16 protein-coding genes are annotated in these 20,325 nt (G+C 68.9%); 9 read left to right on the top strand and 7 right to left on the bottom strand.

From position 1 onward, the window contains the following. Window positions 1-15: 15 nt before the first annotated feature. Both drmC and KR546_RS19605 read left to right on the top strand, forming a co-directional pair. Window positions 16-759: a DISARM system phospholipase D-like protein DrmC gene (drmC, locus tag KR546_RS06290; RefSeq protein WP_238443853.1), complete on the top strand. Its 744-nt coding sequence runs from the start codon at window positions 16-18 to the stop codon at window positions 757-759. A gap of 94 nt (window positions 760-853) precedes the next feature. Continuing rightward, complete coding sequence (locus tag KR546_RS19605; protein ID WP_238443852.1) at window positions 854-2,089, top strand: DUF3293 domain-containing protein; 1,236 nt, start codon at window positions 854-856, stop codon at window positions 2,087-2,089. An 11-nt stretch (window positions 2,090-2,100) separates the two neighbouring features. Here KR546_RS19605 and KR546_RS06280 read toward each other — a convergent pair whose 3' ends face one another. Together KR546_RS06280 and KR546_RS06275 are read right to left on the bottom strand one after the other, a co-directional pair. Further along, complete coding sequence (locus KR546_RS06280) at window positions 2,101-2,580, bottom strand: TY-Chap domain-containing protein (protein ID WP_238443851.1); 480 nt, start codon at window positions 2,578-2,580, stop codon at window positions 2,101-2,103. A gap of 166 nt (window positions 2,581-2,746) precedes the next feature. After that, entirely contained in the window at window positions 2,747-4,612 is a 1,866-nt protein-coding gene (locus KR546_RS06275) for an EVE domain-containing protein (RefSeq protein ID WP_238443850.1), read from the bottom strand. Between the two features lie 288 nt (window positions 4,613-4,900). Between KR546_RS06275 and KR546_RS06270 the strand changes: the two genes are divergently transcribed. From KR546_RS06270 to KR546_RS19055, 5 genes are all read left to right on the top strand, one after another. Then, window positions 4,901-5,866 carry a hypothetical protein gene (locus KR546_RS06270; RefSeq protein ID WP_238443849.1) on the top strand — a complete coding sequence of 322 codons (966 nt, stop codon included), beginning with the start codon at window positions 4,901-4,903 and terminating at the stop codon, window positions 5,864-5,866. A gap of 106 nt (window positions 5,867-5,972) precedes the next feature. Next, complete coding sequence (locus tag KR546_RS19600) at window positions 5,973-8,441, top strand: McrB family protein (RefSeq protein ID WP_238443848.1); 2,469 nt, start codon at window positions 5,973-5,975, stop codon at window positions 8,439-8,441. Next, window positions 8,350-9,693 (top strand): McrC family protein, encoded by a 1,344-nt coding sequence (locus KR546_RS06260; RefSeq protein WP_338019105.1) that lies wholly within the window; start codon window positions 8,350-8,352, stop codon window positions 9,691-9,693. The genes KR546_RS19600 and KR546_RS06260 overlap by 92 nt, the downstream gene beginning before the upstream one ends. A 78-nt stretch (window positions 9,694-9,771) precedes the next feature. Next, window positions 9,772-10,860: a phospholipase D family protein gene (locus KR546_RS06255; RefSeq protein ID WP_238443847.1), complete on the top strand. Its 1,089-nt coding sequence runs from the start codon at window positions 9,772-9,774 to the stop codon at window positions 10,858-10,860. Continuing rightward, the gene (locus KR546_RS19055; RefSeq protein WP_338019104.1) at window positions 10,857-11,867 is read left to right on the top strand and encodes a nucleotide pyrophosphohydrolase; all 1,011 of its coding nucleotides are present in this window, start codon (window positions 10,857-10,859) and stop codon (window positions 11,865-11,867) included. The genes KR546_RS06255 and KR546_RS19055 overlap by 4 nt, the downstream gene beginning before the upstream one ends. 320 nt (window positions 11,868-12,187) lie before the next feature. Here KR546_RS19055 and KR546_RS06245 read toward each other — a convergent pair whose 3' ends face one another. The 3 genes from KR546_RS06245 to KR546_RS06235 all read right to left on the bottom strand — a co-directional run bounded on the left by KR546_RS06245 (window position 12,188) and on the right by KR546_RS06235 (window position 14,807). After that, window positions 12,188-13,198, bottom strand: coding sequence for a sodium:calcium antiporter (locus tag KR546_RS06245; protein ID WP_238443846.1), 1,011 nt, complete (start codon window positions 13,196-13,198; stop codon window positions 12,188-12,190). Between the two features lie 216 nt (window positions 13,199-13,414). After that, window positions 13,415-14,290: an alpha/beta fold hydrolase gene (locus tag KR546_RS06240; RefSeq protein WP_238443845.1), complete on the bottom strand. Its 876-nt coding sequence runs from the start codon at window positions 14,288-14,290 to the stop codon at window positions 13,415-13,417. Window positions 14,291-14,396: 106 nt separating this feature from the next. Then, window positions 14,397-14,807: a cupin domain-containing protein gene (locus KR546_RS06235; RefSeq protein WP_238443844.1), complete on the bottom strand. Its 411-nt coding sequence runs from the start codon at window positions 14,805-14,807 to the stop codon at window positions 14,397-14,399. A gap of 260 nt (window positions 14,808-15,067) precedes the next feature. Here KR546_RS06235 and KR546_RS06230 point away from each other — a divergent pair, with 260 nt between their 5' ends. Beyond that, window positions 15,068-15,775, top strand: a complete 708-nt coding sequence (locus KR546_RS06230; protein ID WP_238443843.1) for a hypothetical protein — start codon at window positions 15,068-15,070, stop codon at window positions 15,773-15,775. Window positions 15,776-15,801: 26 nt separating this feature from the next. On the opposite strand, the gene KR546_RS19595 is transcribed toward KR546_RS06230, so the two are convergent. Together KR546_RS19595 and KR546_RS19590 are read right to left on the bottom strand one after the other, a co-directional pair. After that, window positions 15,802-16,473, bottom strand: a complete 672-nt coding sequence (locus tag KR546_RS19595) for a response regulator transcription factor (protein WP_420804243.1) — start codon at window positions 16,471-16,473, stop codon at window positions 15,802-15,804. Window positions 16,474-16,540: 67 nt separating this feature from the next. Next, window positions 16,541-17,797, bottom strand: coding sequence for a sensor histidine kinase (locus KR546_RS19590; RefSeq protein ID WP_238443842.1), 1,257 nt, complete (start codon window positions 17,795-17,797; stop codon window positions 16,541-16,543). A gap of 245 nt (window positions 17,798-18,042) precedes the next feature. Between KR546_RS19590 and KR546_RS06215 the strand changes: the two genes are divergently transcribed. Beyond that, window positions 18,043-20,244 carry an MMPL family transporter gene (locus KR546_RS06215; RefSeq protein WP_238443841.1) on the top strand — a complete coding sequence of 734 codons (2,202 nt, stop codon included), beginning with the start codon at window positions 18,043-18,045 and terminating at the stop codon, window positions 20,242-20,244. Window positions 20,245-20,325: the final 81 nt, after the last annotated feature.

The following is a 20,325-nucleotide window of genomic DNA, read 5'->3' as shown; positions in this document are numbered from 1 at the left end:
CCCCTCGCACAGCGAGTGGCCGAAATCGCCGTCGAGGCGGACCATTCGCCGTTCCGAAGGCTCCTGTCTGGCATCCGAGATTCCGCGACGGATGCCAAGTCCGCCCGTCGCTACATCGAGCGTCATGGCCCTGCGCCGCTGCGCAAGCCCTTGGTCGACCTGTTCGCGAGCACGGACTTCGCCGTCGTCTTGGCGGCGTTGGAAGGCGCACTGGCAGCGGCAGCGGCAACCCGCAAACAGCTGGGCAGTTCACGGCTGGCCTGGACCGGTCCGTCGACCAGGATGCTCGAGGGGCGCCCGACGCGGGCCGTCGTCGCGGAACTCATCGCCGACGCGCGCAGCAGTTTGACCTTGGTCACATACGCAGGCCACAAGATCGGTGACCTCGTCAAGGAGCTCGACAAGGCGCGCCTCGAGCGCGATGTCTCGGTTCGAATCGTGCTGGAGACGAAGGAGGACTCGCCCAAGGCGTCTGGTCCAGAGCCCATGAAGTCGCTGCAGCACCTGCCGTACGCGGTCCCCATCTACAGGTGGCCGAAGGAGAAGCGTGGCAAGGACGGCGGCTCCATGCACGCCAAGTGTGTCATTCGAGACCGCCAGGAGGCACTCATCTCCTCGGCCAACCTCACCAGCGCCGCCCTCGACAGGAACATGGAACTCGGCGTGCTCATCGCCGGAGGCGATGTCGCCCTGCGGTTGGAGCAGCACTACGACGACCTGATCCACGACGAGATCCTCGTCCGCGTCGAGGAAGACTGATGAGCCGCGTCTCGGTTGCACTCGGAGTGGCATCGACGGTGGCCAAATCGGCCGTCGCTGTCGATGCCTCGCTCGCCACGCTCGGGGGCTGCACGTGACCGCTCGGGTCGACAACATCCTCAGGCTGGCCGACGAGACGCTCACCGCTGGGGACTTGGTCGTTGGACAGGACCTCTTCACAATTCGACGTTCTGAGACCATCGGAACCGCAGTTCGGGAACTCCAGGAGAGGCAGTTCATCTGGGCCCCGGTGACCGACGTACCCATCGCGGCTGACCTCTCCCTGGACGACGCCCGAGGCGCTGACCCAGGCAGCCTGGTGGAGGAGGTAGCCCGGCCGATCCCACCCGAAATGCGACTGCCCGAGTCGGCTCCGCTCACACAGGTCATCGATCACGTTCGTCGCCATCGTGTTGGCTACGTGTCGCACGGTCAGCACATCGTGACCTTCGCCGACGTCCAGCACCCGCTCGTTGGCCTGTACGCGTTCGGGCTTGTGCTGAGTCTCGAGTCGGGCATCGACGAACTGATCGCCGAGTGGATGGTCGACTGGCGGTCGAAACTGACCGATGCGCGGATGGCCAAGGTCATGGAGGTCTACGACGCCCGGCGCCGGGCCGACGCTGACGTCGGGCTTCGGGCCTGCTTGAACCTCAACGACCGACTGACGATCGTTCGCAAGACCGACGAGATGGTTCGAGCGCTCGGGTTCGGCTCGAAGAGCCAGTTTCGAACCTGGTCCAAGACGCTCGGTGCCCTCAGGGACTGCCTTGGACATGGGAGCACCGTTCTCACCGCCATCCCGGATGTGGGCGAAGCCCTTGCATTCCTCGACGATCTCCGTCTTCGCACGCATGTCCTGTGGGGTCGACTGCGCTACGGGCACGATCTTGTGGACGCCCAAGTCTCATCCGTGATCGAGGTCGAAGTAGATGGCACCTGGACTCAGGTCGTGCCCACGCAGGACAGGGTTGCATCTATCGGGTCTCAGGACTCCGGCCTTGATCGATGGTCCGGTCCCGAGCCCAGGTACAAGATCACGGCCAGCAACCCCGGTGGCGTGGTCCTCGATGCGGATCGGAATGCGCGACGTCGTGGAGAGCTTGCTGACGAGCTCCATCGTCGCGGTCTCGAGGTGCAGCCGGCTCGAGCAGGCTCCGGCGATCATTGGGAGGCCGGGTACCTGGTCACCGGCGGCGACCGGCCGACGATGTGTGACGTCGGAGCCACGTTCGGGCAGTTGTCGATATTCGAGGTCGGGGACTCAGAACTGCGAGTGGTCGACTCGGCGACGCGGGAAGTGGTGGCGCGTAGGCCACTCGACGGTTGAACGTCGACGCGTCAGCGCTCCCACCAGATCCGCTGCCCGACCCGCAATTCAGACGGCTGCCTGATGTTCCAGACGCCCGTGAACACATGCCGAGTGACGGCGCTCACGGCCCGGTACTCCTCGAAGTCAAAGCGCCTTGCCCGCCACTTTCCCGGGGACGGCAAGGCATTCAGTACGCGGAACTCGGCTCTTGCGAAGTCGACGCTGTGTTGCTCGGCGTCTGACGCGGGGACCGCGATGACCAGCCCCGTCTCGGTGAATCCCACGACGCACCCCGCGTGCTCCGGCGGAGCTTCCAGGACGAGAGCGGTGTCGTGGGCGAGCTTGTCGAGCTCCGCGGCAAGCCCGAGTTCGAAAGTTCGCCAGTCAGCACTCCCCACCCCTTTCCAGCGCGAGGGCCTTGGCAGCTTGGCCTTCGATGGCGCCACCGGCTCCGGATTCCCGCGGCACCGGTGCTGGGGCCAGGGCGGGCCAAGGCTGTCGAAGAGCACGACGCATCCGTGGCTGCACGTGTAGACGTGAATGGCAGCTGAGCAGTCCCGGCAAGACGTCGGATACTGCCGTCCACCACATGCTGGGCCGTGGATCATCGGGCCGTTACGCATCTGCTCGGCTCGGGCCGTGACACCAGGACCCAACGATCGAAGCTGAAGACTCTCACGAGTCGGCCAGCAGCGACGCCAGCACTTCCAGGCGTCGGCGGGTCGTCCCTCGGCTGCCGAGGGACAGGTAGCCGTCGTCGGTGCTACGGAGGAGCCGGAGGGGCGGCGTCGCCAGGGCGTCCAGGAGCGCTTTCAGCTCGTCCTTCGTGGGTGGCTCGAACTCGTCTTCCTCGTCGGCCTTCAGGTTCCAGTACAGGTCCCGGGCCTGGAGCGCTCCTTCGGTGCCTTGGAGGTCATCGAGCAGCTGGATCACGCGTGCGGCAAGGTCCAAGCCGCGTCGGAACTGTTCGGCAGACTCGGCCACCTCCTCGATTCCCTGCGGTCGCTGGAAGATGCGGCGATACTCACCCAGTCCGAGGGGCGCCTGGGAATGCTGCTGGAGCAGGCTGACAAGGTCTGGGATCTCGATCAGGCCCACGTCCTGGTCGGCTGCCCGCTCCTGGAGTCGACTGCCCCGGAAGGCCGGCGCGACTAGGCAGGCGTGGTCAGCCTCGTGCTGCCGCCGATGATCCCGGAGGGTGATCCAGTCAATCTGCTGATCCCCGACAGCGGCGTGCGATGTCGACTTCGTGTCCACGATGACGCGATACTGCTCGGCTGGTCCGAGTTCAGCAGCCAGCAATACATCGGTCTTTCCTGAGCCGCCCAGCCACTTCGCTTTGAACCCGAGGAAGGCAAATGCGTCGCGGGCCGCCCGCTCCAGGGCGTCCGGGTCGCTGGAGTCATGGGCTGTTGCCTCGAGCCGAGCGATGATCTCGTCGAGTTCCTCGTCGCTGGCTACGGAGGCCTGCGCCGGGGGATCAGGCCGTTCAGGACCCTTTTCGATCGGGGCCGGGTGCTGAGGCTGCCCCGGCTCGTGCAGCGTGAGTGCTTTCAGGGCCCGCTTGCCAAGTTCAGTGGGGGAGAGCAGTCCCTCGTTGGATGCTGCGGTGGCGCCGACCGCCCCGAGGATGTAGCGACGTCGGTCGACCTGCGTGCGCGTGGTCCAACCAGCCGAGAAGACCTGGTTCGCGTGGTCGAGAAGGTCCTTTGGAGTACGGACGCCGGCCTCGATCGCTGCCAACATCTCACCGATGTATCGGATGCGGGAGTGGAAGAGCGCAAGCAGGTACGGGTCGTCGCGAGATTCCAACCAGTAGCCGCCCTCGGCCGTCAGCTCGATGAGCGCGGAGCTTGATCGGATCAGCGACACCCGCTGAAGGAACTTGATCGTGTTCCCCTGGTTGGTCCGACTGACGCCGAAGGTCTCGCCCATCCACCGGCCCAGGTCGTCTTCCGGCGGTTGCTGGTCGTCGACGTACGTCAGGATCTGGGCCAGCGTTTCCAAGTACTCGTCGGCCGGCCCCGGGATCGGGATCACGGACTTGTATCGCTGGTCCCACGCCAACGGTTGGGGGAGGGCTCCCACGTCACGTCGGACCTCGGGCGGAAGGTCCTCGTGGACCAGGGTCAGGAACTGCTGCAGTTCGATGCCGTCAAGGGGGAAGACCGTCCCCATCGGGGCGGTCACGATCTGGTGGTTGGCGAGGGTCGGAAGTGCAGCCACCTGTGCCTTGGAGACCAAGTCGACGCGGCGGACCGACAAGCGGACCCGTGTCGTCGCGACATCCTCATCTTCCTGACCACCTAGGACGAAGGGGTCATCATCGTCCTCCGGCCTCGCTCCGCGTGGAGGGTCGAGGACCCGACCCAGGCCGACGACTCCGGCGTCCTTTCCAGATCGCCAGATCACCACTGGATCGTTTACAGCCACCTGCGACGTGTATTGAGGTACCCGCCAGTCGATCGCGTCAAGCTTCGCGAGCGCACCGTCGATGTCGTAGTGGTTCGGGTTGGCCTGGAAGATCCAGCCGTCAGCCATCGTCGTGCACCTCCGAGCGAGTGGCCAAAGCCAAGGTCGAACCCCTCCGGTGGCCGCCGTTGAGGGCTACCAACGCTAGGCCAGCCGTGCCCGGCCCGCAGGTTCGCGGCGGTCCGGCAGACAGACAAGACCAGACCCGAGAGGTGTCAGGCTTGAACCGGGCGTCGACAGCGAACTTGGATGATGGCTCCTGAAGACGACGCAAGGCCTTGCCCGGGATTCCGGGCCGGCGTCGCACCGCCCCTGTTCCAACTACGTTGAGCCACCAATCCACGAAGAGGGGCTCCATTGACGTCGCCGCTGTTCAGCACGTATCGCCAAGGCGAGAACCGAGTCTCAGCGTCGACCTTGGCCGTCTTCGAACGCCTGGGCATCGACCTGGTCGGCCGGATCCTGGGGGCCGCCCTCGAGCAGCCCGAGATGGAACTTGTGGCGTACAAGACTCAGCCTTCTCGCGGCGGTGCCGGTGTCCCTGACGGTGAGATGACGGCGAACTTCCGGTTCTTGTTCGAGGTCAAGACTCAGCGCGGCGGGATCACCACGCCTGCTCACGTGCACCAACTGCGGCGCCACTTGGACCGACTCGACGGAGCGCACAGTCCTGAAGCCGTGATCGCACTGACCCCGGACGCCGACAGGCCCTCGATCCTCGCCGATGTCGAAGACGATCGACTCGTGTGGACAAACTTCGAAGCACTGACGCAGGCGATCGAGGAGGTCCTCGCTGATCCCGCGGAGCCCGCGAGTGAACGCCAGAGATTCCTGCTTCGAGAACTCACCGACCTGTTTGTGCTGGACGGGCTGGTGGGCGGTGATGACGTCGTAGTTGTCGCTGCGAGCAGCGCCTACCGCATCTGGCGAGATCACGGTGCCTACGTCTGTCAGGCTGACCGGGCCATCCGGCCCGTGGAACATTGGGGCTTCTACAGGAGCAAGCAGATCGAGCCAGAGTTTCCGCGTGTCAGGAAGAGTTTCCCTCGGGTGGAGTTCTCCGCGGAGAATGCTGGCCAGTTGCGGGAAGACCCTGATCCAGACGTCCGCGAACTGGCAGACCTGATGCACGAGCTACTGGACGCGGGATTGCAGGTCGATGGGGCTCAGAAAGACGTGTACCTCTTGCAGAGGAAGGATGATCCCGGATTGTCTCACCGGGACTCTCCGATTCTTCATGACTCCAAGGGTGCGTGGACGCAGTACCAGAGGTATGGACGACTTGACCAGCTCCTCGAGGTGGAGACCACAAGCGAGCTCTAGAGCAGCCCGACTGCGCATCGTCACTGTCTTCCCCGGTCCGGTCATCTGGATCTCGTGTCTCGCTAGGCGCCTACAGTGCCTCATCGATCAAGATGAGAGTTGACCGGTGCCCAAGAGTTCCGACTCAGATCAGCAGATGACGTACGCGGTGCTGGAGCGCTGGGTCGATCGGTGCCTTCGACAGGACCACTCGCTCTTCGAGGCCGATCGCGTCGTCTGGTCGTTGGGCAACCTCGACCGCCTGCGCGAGGCCTTCACGGAGCAGGCAGACGTAGGAGAAGGCACGTTCCTGGAGCGCGTGGCCGAGCAGCTGCGAGATTCCTCCGACGACGTCGTCCTGCTGTTCGCCGAGATGCTGGCCGCCCACCTCCTGATCAGCACCGCCGTCAGTGGTGCGCGCAAGCGTGCGCTGGTCAGGACCGTGCTCGAGCTCATGGACGACCCAGTCGAAATCCCTGACGACGTTGCGGGCGCGCTGGACCATGGCCTCATCAATCCGGGCGTTGCCTACAACAGCTACCGCGCCTACCAGTTGCAGTTCTTCATCGACCTGCTGATCAGCTTCAAGTCTGTCCCACCGGAGCGCCAGGACGAGTTGCTCACCGACCCGTGGGCCTTCAAGGACTTGGTCTTCTCCATCGAGCACCACGCGGCGTACACCCAGCAGCTGGCCATGCTGCACATGGTCCACCCTGACACCTTCGAGCCGATCGTCTCGCGCAAGCACCGCGAAGCGATCGTCGAGGCCTTCCGCGACCGCATCGGCGAGGTCGACGACATCGACCGGGCGCTGGCCGAGATCCGGTCTGAGCTGGCCGAGGGCGGCAAGGAGATCGACACCTTCTACGACTCAGACATCCATCGAAAGTGGGATCCGCAGCGCGCCGAGGTCTTCGACCAGCTCCGGAGGTTCTCCGAGCTCTACTCGGACGAGCACCTGTTCGAGGACGAGCGTGAATACAAGCTCGATATCGGCCGTGCAGTGGGCGAGGCCATTGGTGTTGCCCCGCGGCCCGAGGATTGGGCCACCCCGGTTGTGCGGGCGATCACGGCCAACTTGGTGCACCACGTCAGTGGTGACCGGTTCAAGGGATTCCTCGAAGCCCATCCAGACTTGGCATATGAACAGTTGACCCGGCTCCTCGATGAGGGTCTGCCCGTGAGTGAGCGGGTCGACGAGTTCAGCGACACGCTGCGCAGCAACGCGGAGGAGTCCATCGGGCGACCGGGTGGCCACCTGACCATCGTCGGTGCGCTGCTGTTGGCGGCGGACGGCGACTATGCACCCTTCCTCTTGACGCGGGTCAATCAGGTCTACGAGCTGGTCGGCGAGGCACCGCCCACGGAGGTCACAGTCGGCGAACGCTACGAGGACTGGATGCGGCTGCTCGACGAGGTCAGTCGCGAACTCGCCGACCGTGGCCGGGTACTCCAGGACCGCTTGGATACCCAAGGGCTCCTCTGGCAAATGGTCGGCGTGCACGTTCCCGAGGGCAACGACCCGGCAGAGGTCAGCGCCTTCCGGCAATGGCGGGCGCAAAGACTTGGCGACGACGAGGCCGTCGCGTCGCCAACCGAGGAGGCGCCTGGGGCCCGTGTCAGCGAGGTGCACGCCGATTCCACCACGGTCGCCCAGCTGGCCTCTCGGCTTCACCTCAGCGAGTCGTGGCTCGGGCGGATCACCAGCCTGCTCAAGCGGAAGCGGCAGGTGATCTTCTACGGACCGCCCGGGACGGGCAAGACGTTCGTCGCGCGCGAGCTTGCGCAGGTCGTGGCCGGTGACTCCGAACGGGTCGAGGTCGTGCAGTTCCACCCCTCGTACAGCTACGAGGACTTCATCGAGGGGTTCCGACCGAGCGTCATCGAAGGCTCGATCGGGTACTCGCTGGAGTCGGGACCCCTCAAGACACTTGCCGAGGCGGCTCGCGACAGCGACGAGCCGCACGTCATGCTGGTCGACGAGATCAACCGTGCCAACCTGCCGAAGGTGTTCGGCGAGTTGCTCTACCTGCTGGAGTACCGCGACGACGACGTTCGGCTGCAGTACAGCCACGAGCCGTTCAGCCTCCCCGACAACCTGCTGGTCATCGGGACCATGAACACCGCCGACCGGTCGATCGCGCTGATCGATGCCGCCCTGCGTCGTCGATTCACGTTCGTGCCGTTCTTCCCCCACGAGGGCGAGATCAAGGGGCTGCTCCGTCGGTACCTCGAGGGCCAGGAGCGCACGACGGGGCTGTGGGTTGCGGACGCACTTGATGCTGTCAACGCCGAGCTGCGCGAGCTGCTCGGCGGTCCGCACCTCCAGATCGGGCCGAGTCACTTCATGGTCGGAGAGGACGTCGAACTCAGCCTCGACACGGTCGAGGAAATCTGGGACTTCTCGATCCACCCCTACATCGAGGAGCAGCTGTTCGGCCGCGAGGAGCAGATCGCCCGATTCACGTTCCCTCGGATCGTCGAGCAGTACGGCCCCGACGACGATGTGCTGGACCAGGTGGCCGAGCCTGGGGGCGACTACCGGGTCGGTGGGGAGCCGGGTGCTGCCGATGATGGCAGTGACGCCAGTGCGTAGCGGGTCCGACGGTCGGGTGATCGAACTCCGGGAGCACGGCTCGAGCCTGGAGCACCTGAACCCCGACCAGGGACACGCGCTGACGCTCGTCGCGCCGGACGTGCTCGACGTTCGACCCACCCGCAGGCCGGGGGAGTACCGGCTGCGGGCCGGTGGCGTCGTGGGCACCCTCGTCGTCGGCGGCGTGACCGTGCGGATCCGACCCAAGGTCCGGTTGAGCACCCTGCTCTACCTGCTCAGCGGATCACTCGACGCCGTCACCTGGTTCGACCAGGAGTACGGCCGGTCGCCGACCGACGACCTCGCGTCGGTGCTGTACGCCATGTACGCCCGCCTGCTGGGCCGGTCCCTGCAGGCCGGCCTCGTACACAGCTACCGGCACCGCCACGACCGGGTCACCCGCGTGCAGGGCCGGCTCGACTTCGGCGAGCTGGCGCGCACGCCGCATCGGCCACCGGTTCCTGCTCCGTGCGACTTCGACGAGTTCACCGCCGACACCGACCTGAACCGGTTCCTGAAGGCGGCTGCGGTGGACGCCGCTGTGGACCGCAACCTGCCTCGCGGCATCCGTCGCCTCCTGCGGGGGCACCTTGCTGCCATGCACGAGGTGTCGGATGGCGCACCGCGTCCGGAATCCCTCGATGGGCACGTCTTCACGCGGCTGGATCGCCACTACGCGACGCCGGCCCGCCTCGCCAGGTTGATCCTGGCGCGACGGTTCATCGCCGAACACGCAGGGGTTGCACACGGCGACACGTTCCTCGTCGACATGAGCACCGTGTTCGAGGACCACGTGGCCGAGGGGCTCCGTCGTCGGATGCCCGACGACGTGACGGTTGAACGCGAGCCCAGGACGGCGTTCGACCGCGACCGGCACCTGGTGATGAAGCCTGACATCGTGTTCTTCCGGAACCGCCGTCCGGTGCACGTTGCCGACGTCAAGTACAAGCTGCTCGAGGGCGGCCGCGGGCGGTCGGGCGACCTCTACCAAGCCCACGCCTACAGCACGGTCATGGGCCTCCCAGCGTCCTCGCTCCTGTACGCCGAACGAGAAGGCGGACCGCCACCGAAGCACGTTGAGGTCATCGGAAGCGGCACAGCCATCGAGACCCATGAGCTGGCCCTTCGGGGCACCCCCACGGACGTCGAAGCCGCCCTCGACCGACTCGCCGAGGCTTTGCGACCTCACCTCCGGTCGCCAGCCGACCGATCACGCACCACGCGAGGTGTGCAGGTGCCAATCGGTGCCTAGCGTGTCGGCCGGAGGAGGTGCCAGGTGGAGTATCGGCCAGGCCTGAACCAGGTCACGGCGTTCGAGGAACGCATGCGGGTGGCGTTCGACGGGTCGACGCGCGCTCACCTCGGCGTTGCCTACGCGAAGACCTCGGGCGTCTCGCGGCTGTTGCGCCTCGGCCCCCCTTCCGGGAGCCGTGCGGTCGTCGGACTGGGGTTCGGGGTGACCGACCCTCAGGCGGTCGAACAGCTCGAGCACGCCGGGTTCGACGTCCGTGTCGTGCCCGACGGCAGTGCACTGTCGGCGTCCCAGTTCCATCCGAAGCTCTACCTCGTCGAGCGACCAGGCGAACTCGTCACGCTCAGCGGATCGGCCAACCTCACCGGCGCGGGCTGGACGTCCAACGTCGAGCAGTACGAGGAATTGGTCGAGCGTGATCCATCCCCAGGGGCCGATGCTCAGCGCGCCAGGTTCGAGCAGGTCTGGGACCACGGCTTGCCGTTGCGAGACCTGCGTCGCAGTCACGATTGGGACCACTATCGCCAGCGCGCCCGTGACCGTCGCATGCTCGAACGGGAGGACCGGCGTCGACTCGTGCGCCTGCAGGCACGCACTGGCCAACTGGTCGGACGACTCGCCGCCAGCTCGACCCGCGGTGCACCCGGCTACATCGCCATCACGAACGACGAGTGGTGGGACTTCCAGCTTCGGCAGCGTGATGGAGCCGACCGGGCGTTGTTCTGGCGACGCAACACCAACCAGTTTCGCGCGCTCGCGGAGGGCGGGGTCCTGTTCCACCTCGTCAAGGACGCGACCGTGCCCGAGGAACAACGCGCCATCCGGGGCTACTCCACCTATCCCGGCGACTACGAGGTGGCCGACGCTCGCGAGGCGTATCGGCGTTACGGGCACCTGCTGGGCGTGTCAACACTGCCGCAACTGCACGACCGCCTCAACATCGAACCGGGGGCGGCCATCGGCATCATTCACCTGGAGGCAATGACCGAACTCGAGCGGCCGGTCACCCTTGCCGAGCTCCGTGCCAACGGCGTGTCGTTCGCGCCGAACATCGTCGCCGGCAAGACCATCGATCTCGGTGGAGTGGCGACGGTGTTCGAGCTCGGAGGATTGGGGGTTCCGGATTCGGTGGCCTTGGCCGCTCAGCCGCGGGAGGGATACGAGTGACGTCCGAGTTCGAGGACCTGCAGACGCGGCTCCGACGCTTCGCCGACGTCCGTGACTGGGGGCAGTACCACACGCCCGACAACCTCGCGATGGCGCTGGCGGGGGAGGCGGGCGAGTTGCTCGCCGAATTCCAGTGGCTCACGCCGGACGAGGCCAGTGCTGTCATGGACGACCCGGCCAAGGCTGACGCCGTCCGGGACGAACTGGCTGACGTCGCGATCTACCTCGTCCGACTCGCCGACATCCTCGGCGTGGACCTGGCGGCCGCCGCCCATGCCAAGATCGACCGCAACGACGAACGGTTCCCCGCCCCCGACGTCGATCCGACCTCCCCGATCGTCGTGCGAGGTACCCCCATCGCCGGTGAGGATCCTCGCGAGAAGGAATGGCGCCGAGCCGTCGCCACGGCGGCCGCGGGACGCAGCCCGTGCTCTCGGCTGGGCATCGCACTGGCCCTGTCCTCGACACGTCGCCACGTGGACATCGACAACCTCGCACGCCCCGTGCTTGCCGGCCTCCGTGACGCCGGTGTCTGCTCGTGGGGGTATCGCGGCCTGGATGCCCTGGTGGTCACGAAGGAGGTCGACATCCCCGGCGTCACCGTGGCGCTCGATCCGGACGTCCTGCCACCAGCCGAGGCCCCGGCTCTCATCGTGGCCTTCAACGCCCTTCCGGGAAGTCGCGGGTTCGACATGGGGGCCTGGGAGGCTGCGGTCGACGAGGCGGTCACCGACCAGGTGACTGGCCCGGCCTGGGTCGACATCGCCGTCCGGACGGAGCGATCGCTCGAAAGAATCATGAAGCCGACCATCGACGGCCTGTCACCGCTGCTCGGCCGGGACCCGAAGGCACACCTGCCGTTCACCCCCAACGACCACCTCGTCGAACGCCTGACCGTCCGCCGTGTGCAGTCGGGTTCGGTCCTCACCGTGCGTGCAGGCCCGATCCGGTTCCCGGGTGCTGACCCACGATCAACTCCGAAGCGCGGAGCTGCCGATGGTGGATGAGAGCTACAAGGAAGTGGGTCGTCAACGGGCGCAGGCAGGAAGAGGCCGTCCGCGACCAGGCCGCCCTGAACGGCCGATGGGGTGGATCACGGCATTGGGCAGCTACGTGGTGTGCGCCCAGTGTGTGGATTCGGCGCAGGCAGCGGAGGACAGGATTCGGCAGGGCCCGATGAAGCCGATGCCGCGGCGTGCGCTGGCGATGGAGTGCGCCGTTTGTGATCGCACCCTGTGGGACGTCTTCGACCCTGGTGCGCCCTGACGGTTTCGGGCGGCGCCGGCCGACCTGCTGGCCAGGGCGCGGTCGACGGCGAAGCGGCCGATCAGCCGACCAGGACCAGCGAGGTGATGCCGAGGGCGTAGAAGCCGATGATCGCCACGCCCTCGAACCCGATGGCGCGCTCGTCCCGACGGAGCATGCCGGCGGCCAGGACCGCCACCAGCACCACCGTGACGGCCATGAGGAACAACGCGGAGCTGTCGGCGGCGTGGTAGATCGAGCCGTCCCGGTAGGCGATGTCGGCGGCCGCGACGAACAGGACGTCGAAGGTGTTGCCGCCGAGGATGTCGCCCACGGCCAAGGTGACGGCGCCGATGCGCACGGCGGCGATGACCGTGACCAGTTCGGGCAGCGACGTCACGACGCTGGTGAACAGGGCACCCACCAGCGACCCGGACAGGCCGGTCTGGTCGGCCAGCGACAGGCCGGCGGTCCCCACGACCCAGCCGGTGGCGGCCACGACCGCCGCCGAGATGCCGAACTCCACCCACAGCCGGGACATGGCCCGTCCGGAGTGCTCCTCGTCGGGTTCGTCCACCACGGTCTTGTCGGTCTGTTCCGGCGCCCAGCGCGGGTTGTGGTGGGCGTCACGCACCAGCATGAGCCCGTACACGTACATGGCCACCAGCAGGAACGTCGCCGGGTGGATGCCCAGCAGCGTGACGTCGGGCGACCCCGTGGCGCCCAGCACGAGCCCGATCAGGCTCACCAGCACCATGGACTGGACCATGTTGGGCACCGACGCCGCCGCGTGTTCGAGGTTGACGGGCCGGTAGAAGCTGTCCGCGATGGCCAGGAACACCGTCTGTGCCGCGATCCCGCCGATCGCGTTGCTCATGGCGAAGCCGGCCTCGCCGGACGCAGCGCCGAGGATCGTCGTGATCAGGCCCGGGAGCGACGTCGTGGCGCCCAGCAGCAGCGCGCCGGCCAGGGCCTCGCCCATCCCGGTGCGGTCGGCGAGCTCGTCGACCAGGTGGGTGAAGCGCACCCCCACGGTGACCAGCACCACGCCGGCCACCACCAACGCTGCCCCGGCGACCGGCACGGACCACATCACGTCCACTGCACGGCCCTCCAGCACTCCGGTCGACGAACCACCCGTGGCTCGTCGGCTCGATCCGGTGCGGCCCCGGCGCACCTGCACGCCGGACGCGGCACGGTACTGGAGAGACCTCGTCGGTCAGACCCCCCGTCTGACGGGCGGTGGCCCTGACCAACAGCCGATTGTTCGTGGGTTGTTCGATCCTGGTCGCGGTCGGGCACCCAGGAGCTACTCCCAGCCGGCCAGCTCGACCAACTCATCGAGCATCTCGTCGACGTGGCCCACGCCGATGGACATGTGGCCCTCTCCCTGCTCGAGGTGGGCGTGGACGTCGGGGATCCGCTCCGCCAGCCACTGGCCGTGGGTGAACGGGACCATGAGGTCCTCCGAGCCCTGCCACAGGGTCACCGGCACCTCGATCTCGTCCAGTTCGAATCCCCAGTCGGTCACGAAGGCGAGGTCGTCGTCCAGCCACCCATCGACCCCGGTGCGGATGGCTTCGCGCCTCGACGCCACCATGTCCTCGGCGAGCTCGGCGGTGATCACCGCCCGATCCACCGGCGGCAGGACGGTGGACAGCGACCGCAGGACGTCGTCGACGGTGACGTCGCCCATGTCGGCGACCGCCGCCTCGAGATAGGTCCTCAGCGTGTCCTCACCAGCCAGGATGGCATCGAGTTCATCGTGGTTGCCCTTGCCCATGCCGCCCAGGAAGTCCAGTCCCTCCGCGTCGAACGGCGCGACGCAGGCGTTGCACAGGACGGCCCGGGCAGCGTCCAGGCGGGCGCCGCACGCCAACGCATGCGGGCCGCCACCCGACCCACCACCGACCACGCACTCGTCCACCCCGAGGTGGGCCAGCACGTCCTCGGTGTCGGCCACGACGTCCACGATGCGCCGCCCACGCAGTCGACTCGACCCACCGAAGCCAGGGCGTGACCACGTCACGAACCGCAGGCCGTGACGGATGGCCGAGCGCACCAGGTCGCGTGGCGGCACTCTCGACCCGGGCGTGCCGTGGAAGAACACCGCGACGTGGCCGTCGTCGGGTCCCTCGACCTGCACGTCCAGCACCCGGCCGTCGCGCATCGTGACCTGCGGCATGGCTGCCCCTCTCGCCCCGACACGCACCCTAGGCGCGCCACAAGCACTCGGGGCATTCGCTCGTCGGACGGAGCGGCCGGGCTCGTACGCCGATCTGGCCCGGAGATCAGTCCTCGTTCGGGTCGTTGCGGGCGTCGTCGTGGGTCTGGTGGACCGTGCCGGGGACGTGGTCGGGCGGGCCGTACAGGGCGTAGACCTTCATCGGCTCGTCGCCGATGTTGGTGACGTTGTGCCACGTCCCGGCGGGGACCAGGATCGCCCAGTCGTCGGAGACTTCCTCGTCGAACGGCAGGTCGTCCTCGGACGGGCCCATCTGGCAGCGACCGCGACCCTGCTCCAGGCGCAGGAACTGGTCGTTGTCCGGGTGCACCTCCAGCCCGATGTCGTCGCCGGGCGCGATGCCCATCACCGTCAGCTGCAGGTGCTCGCCCGTCCACAGCGTCGTGCGGAAGGTGGCGTTGTCGAGCGTCGTCTGCTCGATGTCGACGATGTACGGCTCGCGTCCGTGGTCGGTCATCGCGGTGCTCCTGTCTGGTCGTCGCGTCTGCCCGCCGCCGGCCCGTGAGGAATCCGCGGTGGGCGGCCTGCTGCCACGATAGGCCCGGTCCGCCAGACCCGGCACGGGCCGAAGGTCCGGGCACGCCGAGGACCGTCCGGCTCGCTCTGCCGGCTCGTGGGCCACGGATCGCGAGGTGCGGCAACCCTTCCGGGGCATCCCTGACGCCGGCGAGCGCGACGTCCGCGACCCTGCACACGGACGGTCGAGGGGAGCGCGACGTGCAGGTCACCTGGGGACGAGCCGCCGCCATGATCCTGGTCGGGCTGGCCCTGCTCGCCGCGTGTGGCGGCGACGCGCCGACCGCGGACGACGCGGAGGTTCAGGCGGCCCTGGACGAACTCGCGATCGAGGTCGAGGACGCGGCCGACGAGCTCGCCCGCGTGGCCCGGTCCGAACTGCCCGCCGGCGCCGAGGTGGTGGCGACCCGTGCGTACCGCGACTGCACCGAGGGCCAGCACGACTGGAAGCGCGACGATCCGTTCGACCTGTCGTGCGTGGTGGGGCACGCCGTCGTCGTGGCGGTCCCCTCGGACGCGACGTTCCGGGCGGACATGGCCGAGCTCGACGACGCCCTGCAGGCGACGGGCCTGGCGGACCGCCGGTCGGAACGAGAGGACTCGCAGGGCCTCGCCCACGTCGCCGAGGACTACTTCGGACTGCTGGGCCACGAGCTGTCCATCGACCCGGACGGCCAGCCCGTGATCTACGGACCGCAGGACCTGCCGCCGGCCTCCTACAACTCGGCCGAGGACGACCTCGAACTCACCCTCGCGTTCACCGGTCCACGCGACGAGGCCCTCGCGCGCAGCGACGACCAGTACCGGGACCCCGCCGGGAGGAGGCTGGACCCAGGCGAGGTCCTGGACCTGCTCACCGACCAGGCCTACGCCCTGGTCGTCGACGTCCATGCGGACGAGGCCTGGTGACGCCTGGCCCGACGGTCCACCGCCGGTCAGGTGCCGATGTCGTGGCCGCCGGGCTCGACCAGGCCGGACTCGTAGGCGAACACGACGACCTGGGCGCGGTCGCGCAGCCCCAGCTTGGTCAGGACGCTCGACACGTGCGACTTGACGGTCGCCACGCCGATGAACAGCTCGTCGGCGACTTCGGCGTTGGTCCCACCCCGCGCGACGGCCCGGACGATCTCGCGCTCCCGCTCGGTCAAGCGGTCGAGCCGGTCCGCCACCGCACCGTCGACCGCGAGCCGCCCGGCGAACCGACCGATCAGCCGGCGGGTGATCGACGGCGCCAGCAACGCCCCGCCGTCGGCGACCGTGCGCACGGCCTTGGCCAGGTCGGCGGGCGGGATGTCCTTGAGCACGAACCCGCTGGCCCCGGCCCGCAACGCCTCGTAGACGTACTCGTCGGGGTCGAACGTCGTCAAAATCACGACCTTCAGGTCCCAGTCGGCCTCGTCCAGCACGGCCGCGGTCGCCGCCAGCCCGTCCATCTCCGGCATGCGGATGTCCATCAGCACGACGTCGGGCCGCTCCGCACGCACGACCCGGACGGCCTCGGTGCCCGTGGCGGCCTCGCCCACGACCTCGAGGTCGTCGTGCACGCCCAGCACCATCGCGAAGCCGCTGCGCACCAACTCCTGGTCGTCGACGACCACGATGCGGATCGGTGACGTCGCGGCCTCGGCTCCACCGGGAGCAGACGCCGCGGCGGAGGCAGGGGACCGGCGCTCGTCACTGGCCACGGCTGACCTCCTCGACCCTCGACCGCGAGCCGTCCGGCGAAGGCGCGTTCGCGTCCAGCGGCAGCCGCGCCATCACCCGGAAGCCACCCGCGGCGGTCGGACCGACCTGCAGGTCCCCGCCCAGCAGCAGGGCTCGCTCGCGCATCCCGACGATCCCGTGGCCGCCGTCCGCCACCGGCACCGGCCCACCCGCGCCGCCGTCGTCCTCCACCTCCACGTCCAGGACCTGCCTCCCGTCCACCGCGACACACCGCACGGCGACCCGGGCCCGGGCGCCGTTGCCGGCGTGGCGGATCACGTTGGTCAGGGCCTCCTGCACGATCCGGTAGGCCGACAGCTGGACCCGGGCCGGGAGGTCGGCCGGCACGTCCTCCACCTCCAGGACCACGTCGACCCCGGCGGCCCGCACCCGACCGGCCAGGCGAGGCAGGTCGGCCAGCTCGGGTTGCGGGTCGCGGCCGGTCTCCTCGGTGTCCGGGCGCAGGACCCCCAAGAGGTGGCGCAGCTCGTCCAGCGCCTGCCTCCCCGTCTCCTCGACGGCCACCATCGCGCGGCGGGCGGCGACCGGGTCGTCGTCGACGACCGCCTGCGCGGCGCCGGCCTGCACGGTCATCAGGCTGACCTGGTGGGCGACGACGTCGTGCAGCTCACGGGCGATCCGGGTGCGTTCCTCGGCGACGGCACGACGGGCCTCGGCCTCCTGCTGGCGGAGGAACTGCGCGGCCCGCTCGGCCCGCATCCGGCGCCACCGCCCGACGAACCACGAGGCCAGCATCACGACCACCGCGAAGGCGACCTCGCCCCACGGCAGGTCGTCGGTCAGCCCGTCCAGCACGATCACGATGCTGGCGGCGACCGCGGCGGCCCGGCCCCACAGGTCGGCGTCGTGGTAGCGCCCGACGCTGTACAGCGCGACGATCACGGACAGTCCGGTGTCGGCGTAGCCACTGCCCAGCAGCACCAGCAACGACGCGATCGCCACCGCCACGACCCGCACGGGGTACGCGCGGCGCCAGTAGACGGCCGCCGCGGCGATCGCGAAGACGACCAGCACCGGTACGGGGGTGCCGCCCAGGTCGCGCAGGACCATCGTGTCGCCCGGGCCCTCGGTCAACAGCAGCGAGAACAGGAACAGGACCACGGCGAGCGTGGCGTCCGCGACCCGCGGCCAGCGCGAGAACGGCCCTCGGACCCGCTGCGTCAGCTCGCGCGGCGGGCGGGGTCGGGTCGGGGCGGCGGTGTCCACGGTGCTCCGGGGTCGACGACGGACCGGTCCGGTCACGTGTCGAACCCTACGCCCTGGCCACCGCGGGATCGTCCCACGCACGGCGGATCCTGCCTCCTCCCCAGGACGGAGGTCGACCACGGAGGAATCCCGTCGCGCGACGGGAGCACGACCAACCCGGCGCCGGACGACGTTGGCGACGTCCCGGCCGAGCATGGGGACCAGTGCACGAACCACCCCTGCCACCTCCACTGGGAGCCTCCACCATGTCAACCTTCGTCCGCCGTCTCGGGGCCACCAGCGCCCGCCGACCCTGGGTCACCATCGGCGCCTGGGCGCTGCTGGTCGCCCTGATCCTCGCACTCGCCGGCAGCATCGGTGGCGCGTTCACCGACGACCTGTCCGCACCGGGCAGCCAGTCCGCCCGCGCCATGGAGCTGCTCGAGGAGCGCTTCCCCGAAGCCGCCGGTGGCAGCGCCCTGGCCGTGTTCGCCGCACCCGACGGCACCACCGTCGAGGAAGGGCGCGACGCCATCGACACGGCGCTCGACGAGGTCCGTGCCACCGAGCACGTCACCGCCGTCGCCGACCCGTTCGCGGCCGGCACCGTCTCGGCCGACGGCCGGGTCGCGTTCGCCGAGATCACCTTCGACGAGCCCGCGACCGAGCTCGGCCCCGACCCGCCGGCCGCGGCGTACGACGCGCTCGCGGCCGCCCGTGATGCCGGGCTGCAGGCCGAGCTGGGCGGTGACGCCGCCTTCATCAACGCCGAGGCCGAACCGGCCGCGGCCGAGGCGATCGGCCTGGTCGTCGCCCTGGTCGTGCTGGTCGTGGCGTTCGGCACGGTCGTCGCGGCACTCGTGCCGATCTCGCTGGCACTGGTCGCCGTCGCGTCCGGGCTCGGCGGGATCGCGCTGCTGGCCAACGCCATGGACGTGTCCACGTCGGCACCGACCATCGCCGCGATGATCGGCCTGGGTGTCGGGATCGACTACGCCCTGTTCGTCGTCGCCCGCTACCAGGAGCTGCGCCGGTCCGGGACACCCAACGACGCCGCACTGGTCACCGCGATGTCGACGTCGGGCTCGGCGGTGCTGTTCGCCGGCGGGACGGTCGTCATCGCGATGCTGGCACTGGTCCTGACCGGGCTGGGCTTCCTCGCCTCGATCGGGATCGCCACGTCGCTGGTCGTGCTGCTGGCCGTCGCCGCGGCGCTGACCCTGCTGCCCGCCATCCTCACCCTGCTCGGCGACCGGATCGACCGGCTGCGCGTGCGTGGTCGCCACGCCGGGTACCGCGACGTGCACGACACCGGCTGGTGGCGCTTCGCCCACCGCGTGTCGGCCCGGCCGCTGCCGTACCTGGTGGTCGCCAGCGCCGTGCTGGTCGCGCTGGCCCTGCCGGCGCTGTCGATGGAGACCGGCTTTCCCGACGCCGGGGACGACCCGACCACGATGACCCACCGCCGGGCCTACGACCTGTTGTCCGACGGGTTCGGCCCGGGCTTCAACGCGCCGCTGCTGCTGGTCGCCGACCTGCAGGAGGACGGGGTCGACGAGGCGGGGCTGGACGCGCTGGCCGCCGATGTCGTCGCCGACCCCGGCGTCGCGTTCGTGGGGGCGCCGATGGTGTCGCCGGCCGGTGACACGGTCGTGCTGCCGACCATCCCGACGACCGCCCCGGCCGACCCCGCCACCGCGGACACGCTCGCACGGGTCCGCGCCGACCTCCCCGACAACGTCGCCGTGGCCGGGCTGACCGCGATGACCGACGACCTCACCACCCAGCTGGACGACACCCTGCCGCTGTTCATCGGGGCGATCCTGCTGGTGTCGATCCTGCTGCTGATGATCGTGTTCCGCTCGATCGCGGTGCCGTTGAAGGCCGCGCTGATGAACCTGCTGTCGATCGGCGGCGCGTACGGCGTGGTGGTCGCGGTGTTCCAGTGGGGGTGGGGCGCGAGCCTGCTGGGGCTGGAGGGCACCGTCGTCGTCGCCTCGCCACTGCCGGTGATGTTCTTCGCCGTGCTGTTCGGGCTGTCGATGGACTACGAGGTGTTCCTGCTGTCACGCATCCGCGAGGAGTACACGGCGACCGGCGACAACGCCGAGTCGGTGGCGCGCGGCATCTCGGCGACCGGCCGGGTCATCACCTCGGCCGCGCTGATCATGACGGCGGTGTTCGGCGCGTTCTTCCTCGACCCGTCGCCCCTGGTCCGCATGGTCGGGCTGGGCCTGGCGACCGCGATCCTGCTGGACGCCACGATCGTGCGGATGGTGATCGTGCCGGCGTCGATGGCGCTGATGGGCCGCGCCAACTGGTGGCTGCCCGGCTGGCTCGACCGGATCCTGCCGCACGCGTCGATCGAGGGCGCACCGGTCGACGTCACCGTCCCCGCGACCCCGGCGGGTCTCGGCGGCCCGAGCGAGCCCACCGAACCCGGCGTCCTGACCGGCAGCCGCCGCTGACCCACGTACCCGGCGGTCGGGGACGACCCCGGCCGCCCACACACCTGCAAGGATGACGATGATGAGTACCGACACGACACC

Source organism: Salsipaludibacter albus, from assembly GCF_019798055.1.
Classification (GTDB): Bacteria; Actinomycetota; Nitriliruptoria; order Nitriliruptorales; family Nitriliruptoraceae; genus Salsipaludibacter; species Salsipaludibacter albus.
Note: the sequence above shows the minus strand (reverse complement) of the source record. Positions and strands in the feature narration are given on the sequence as shown.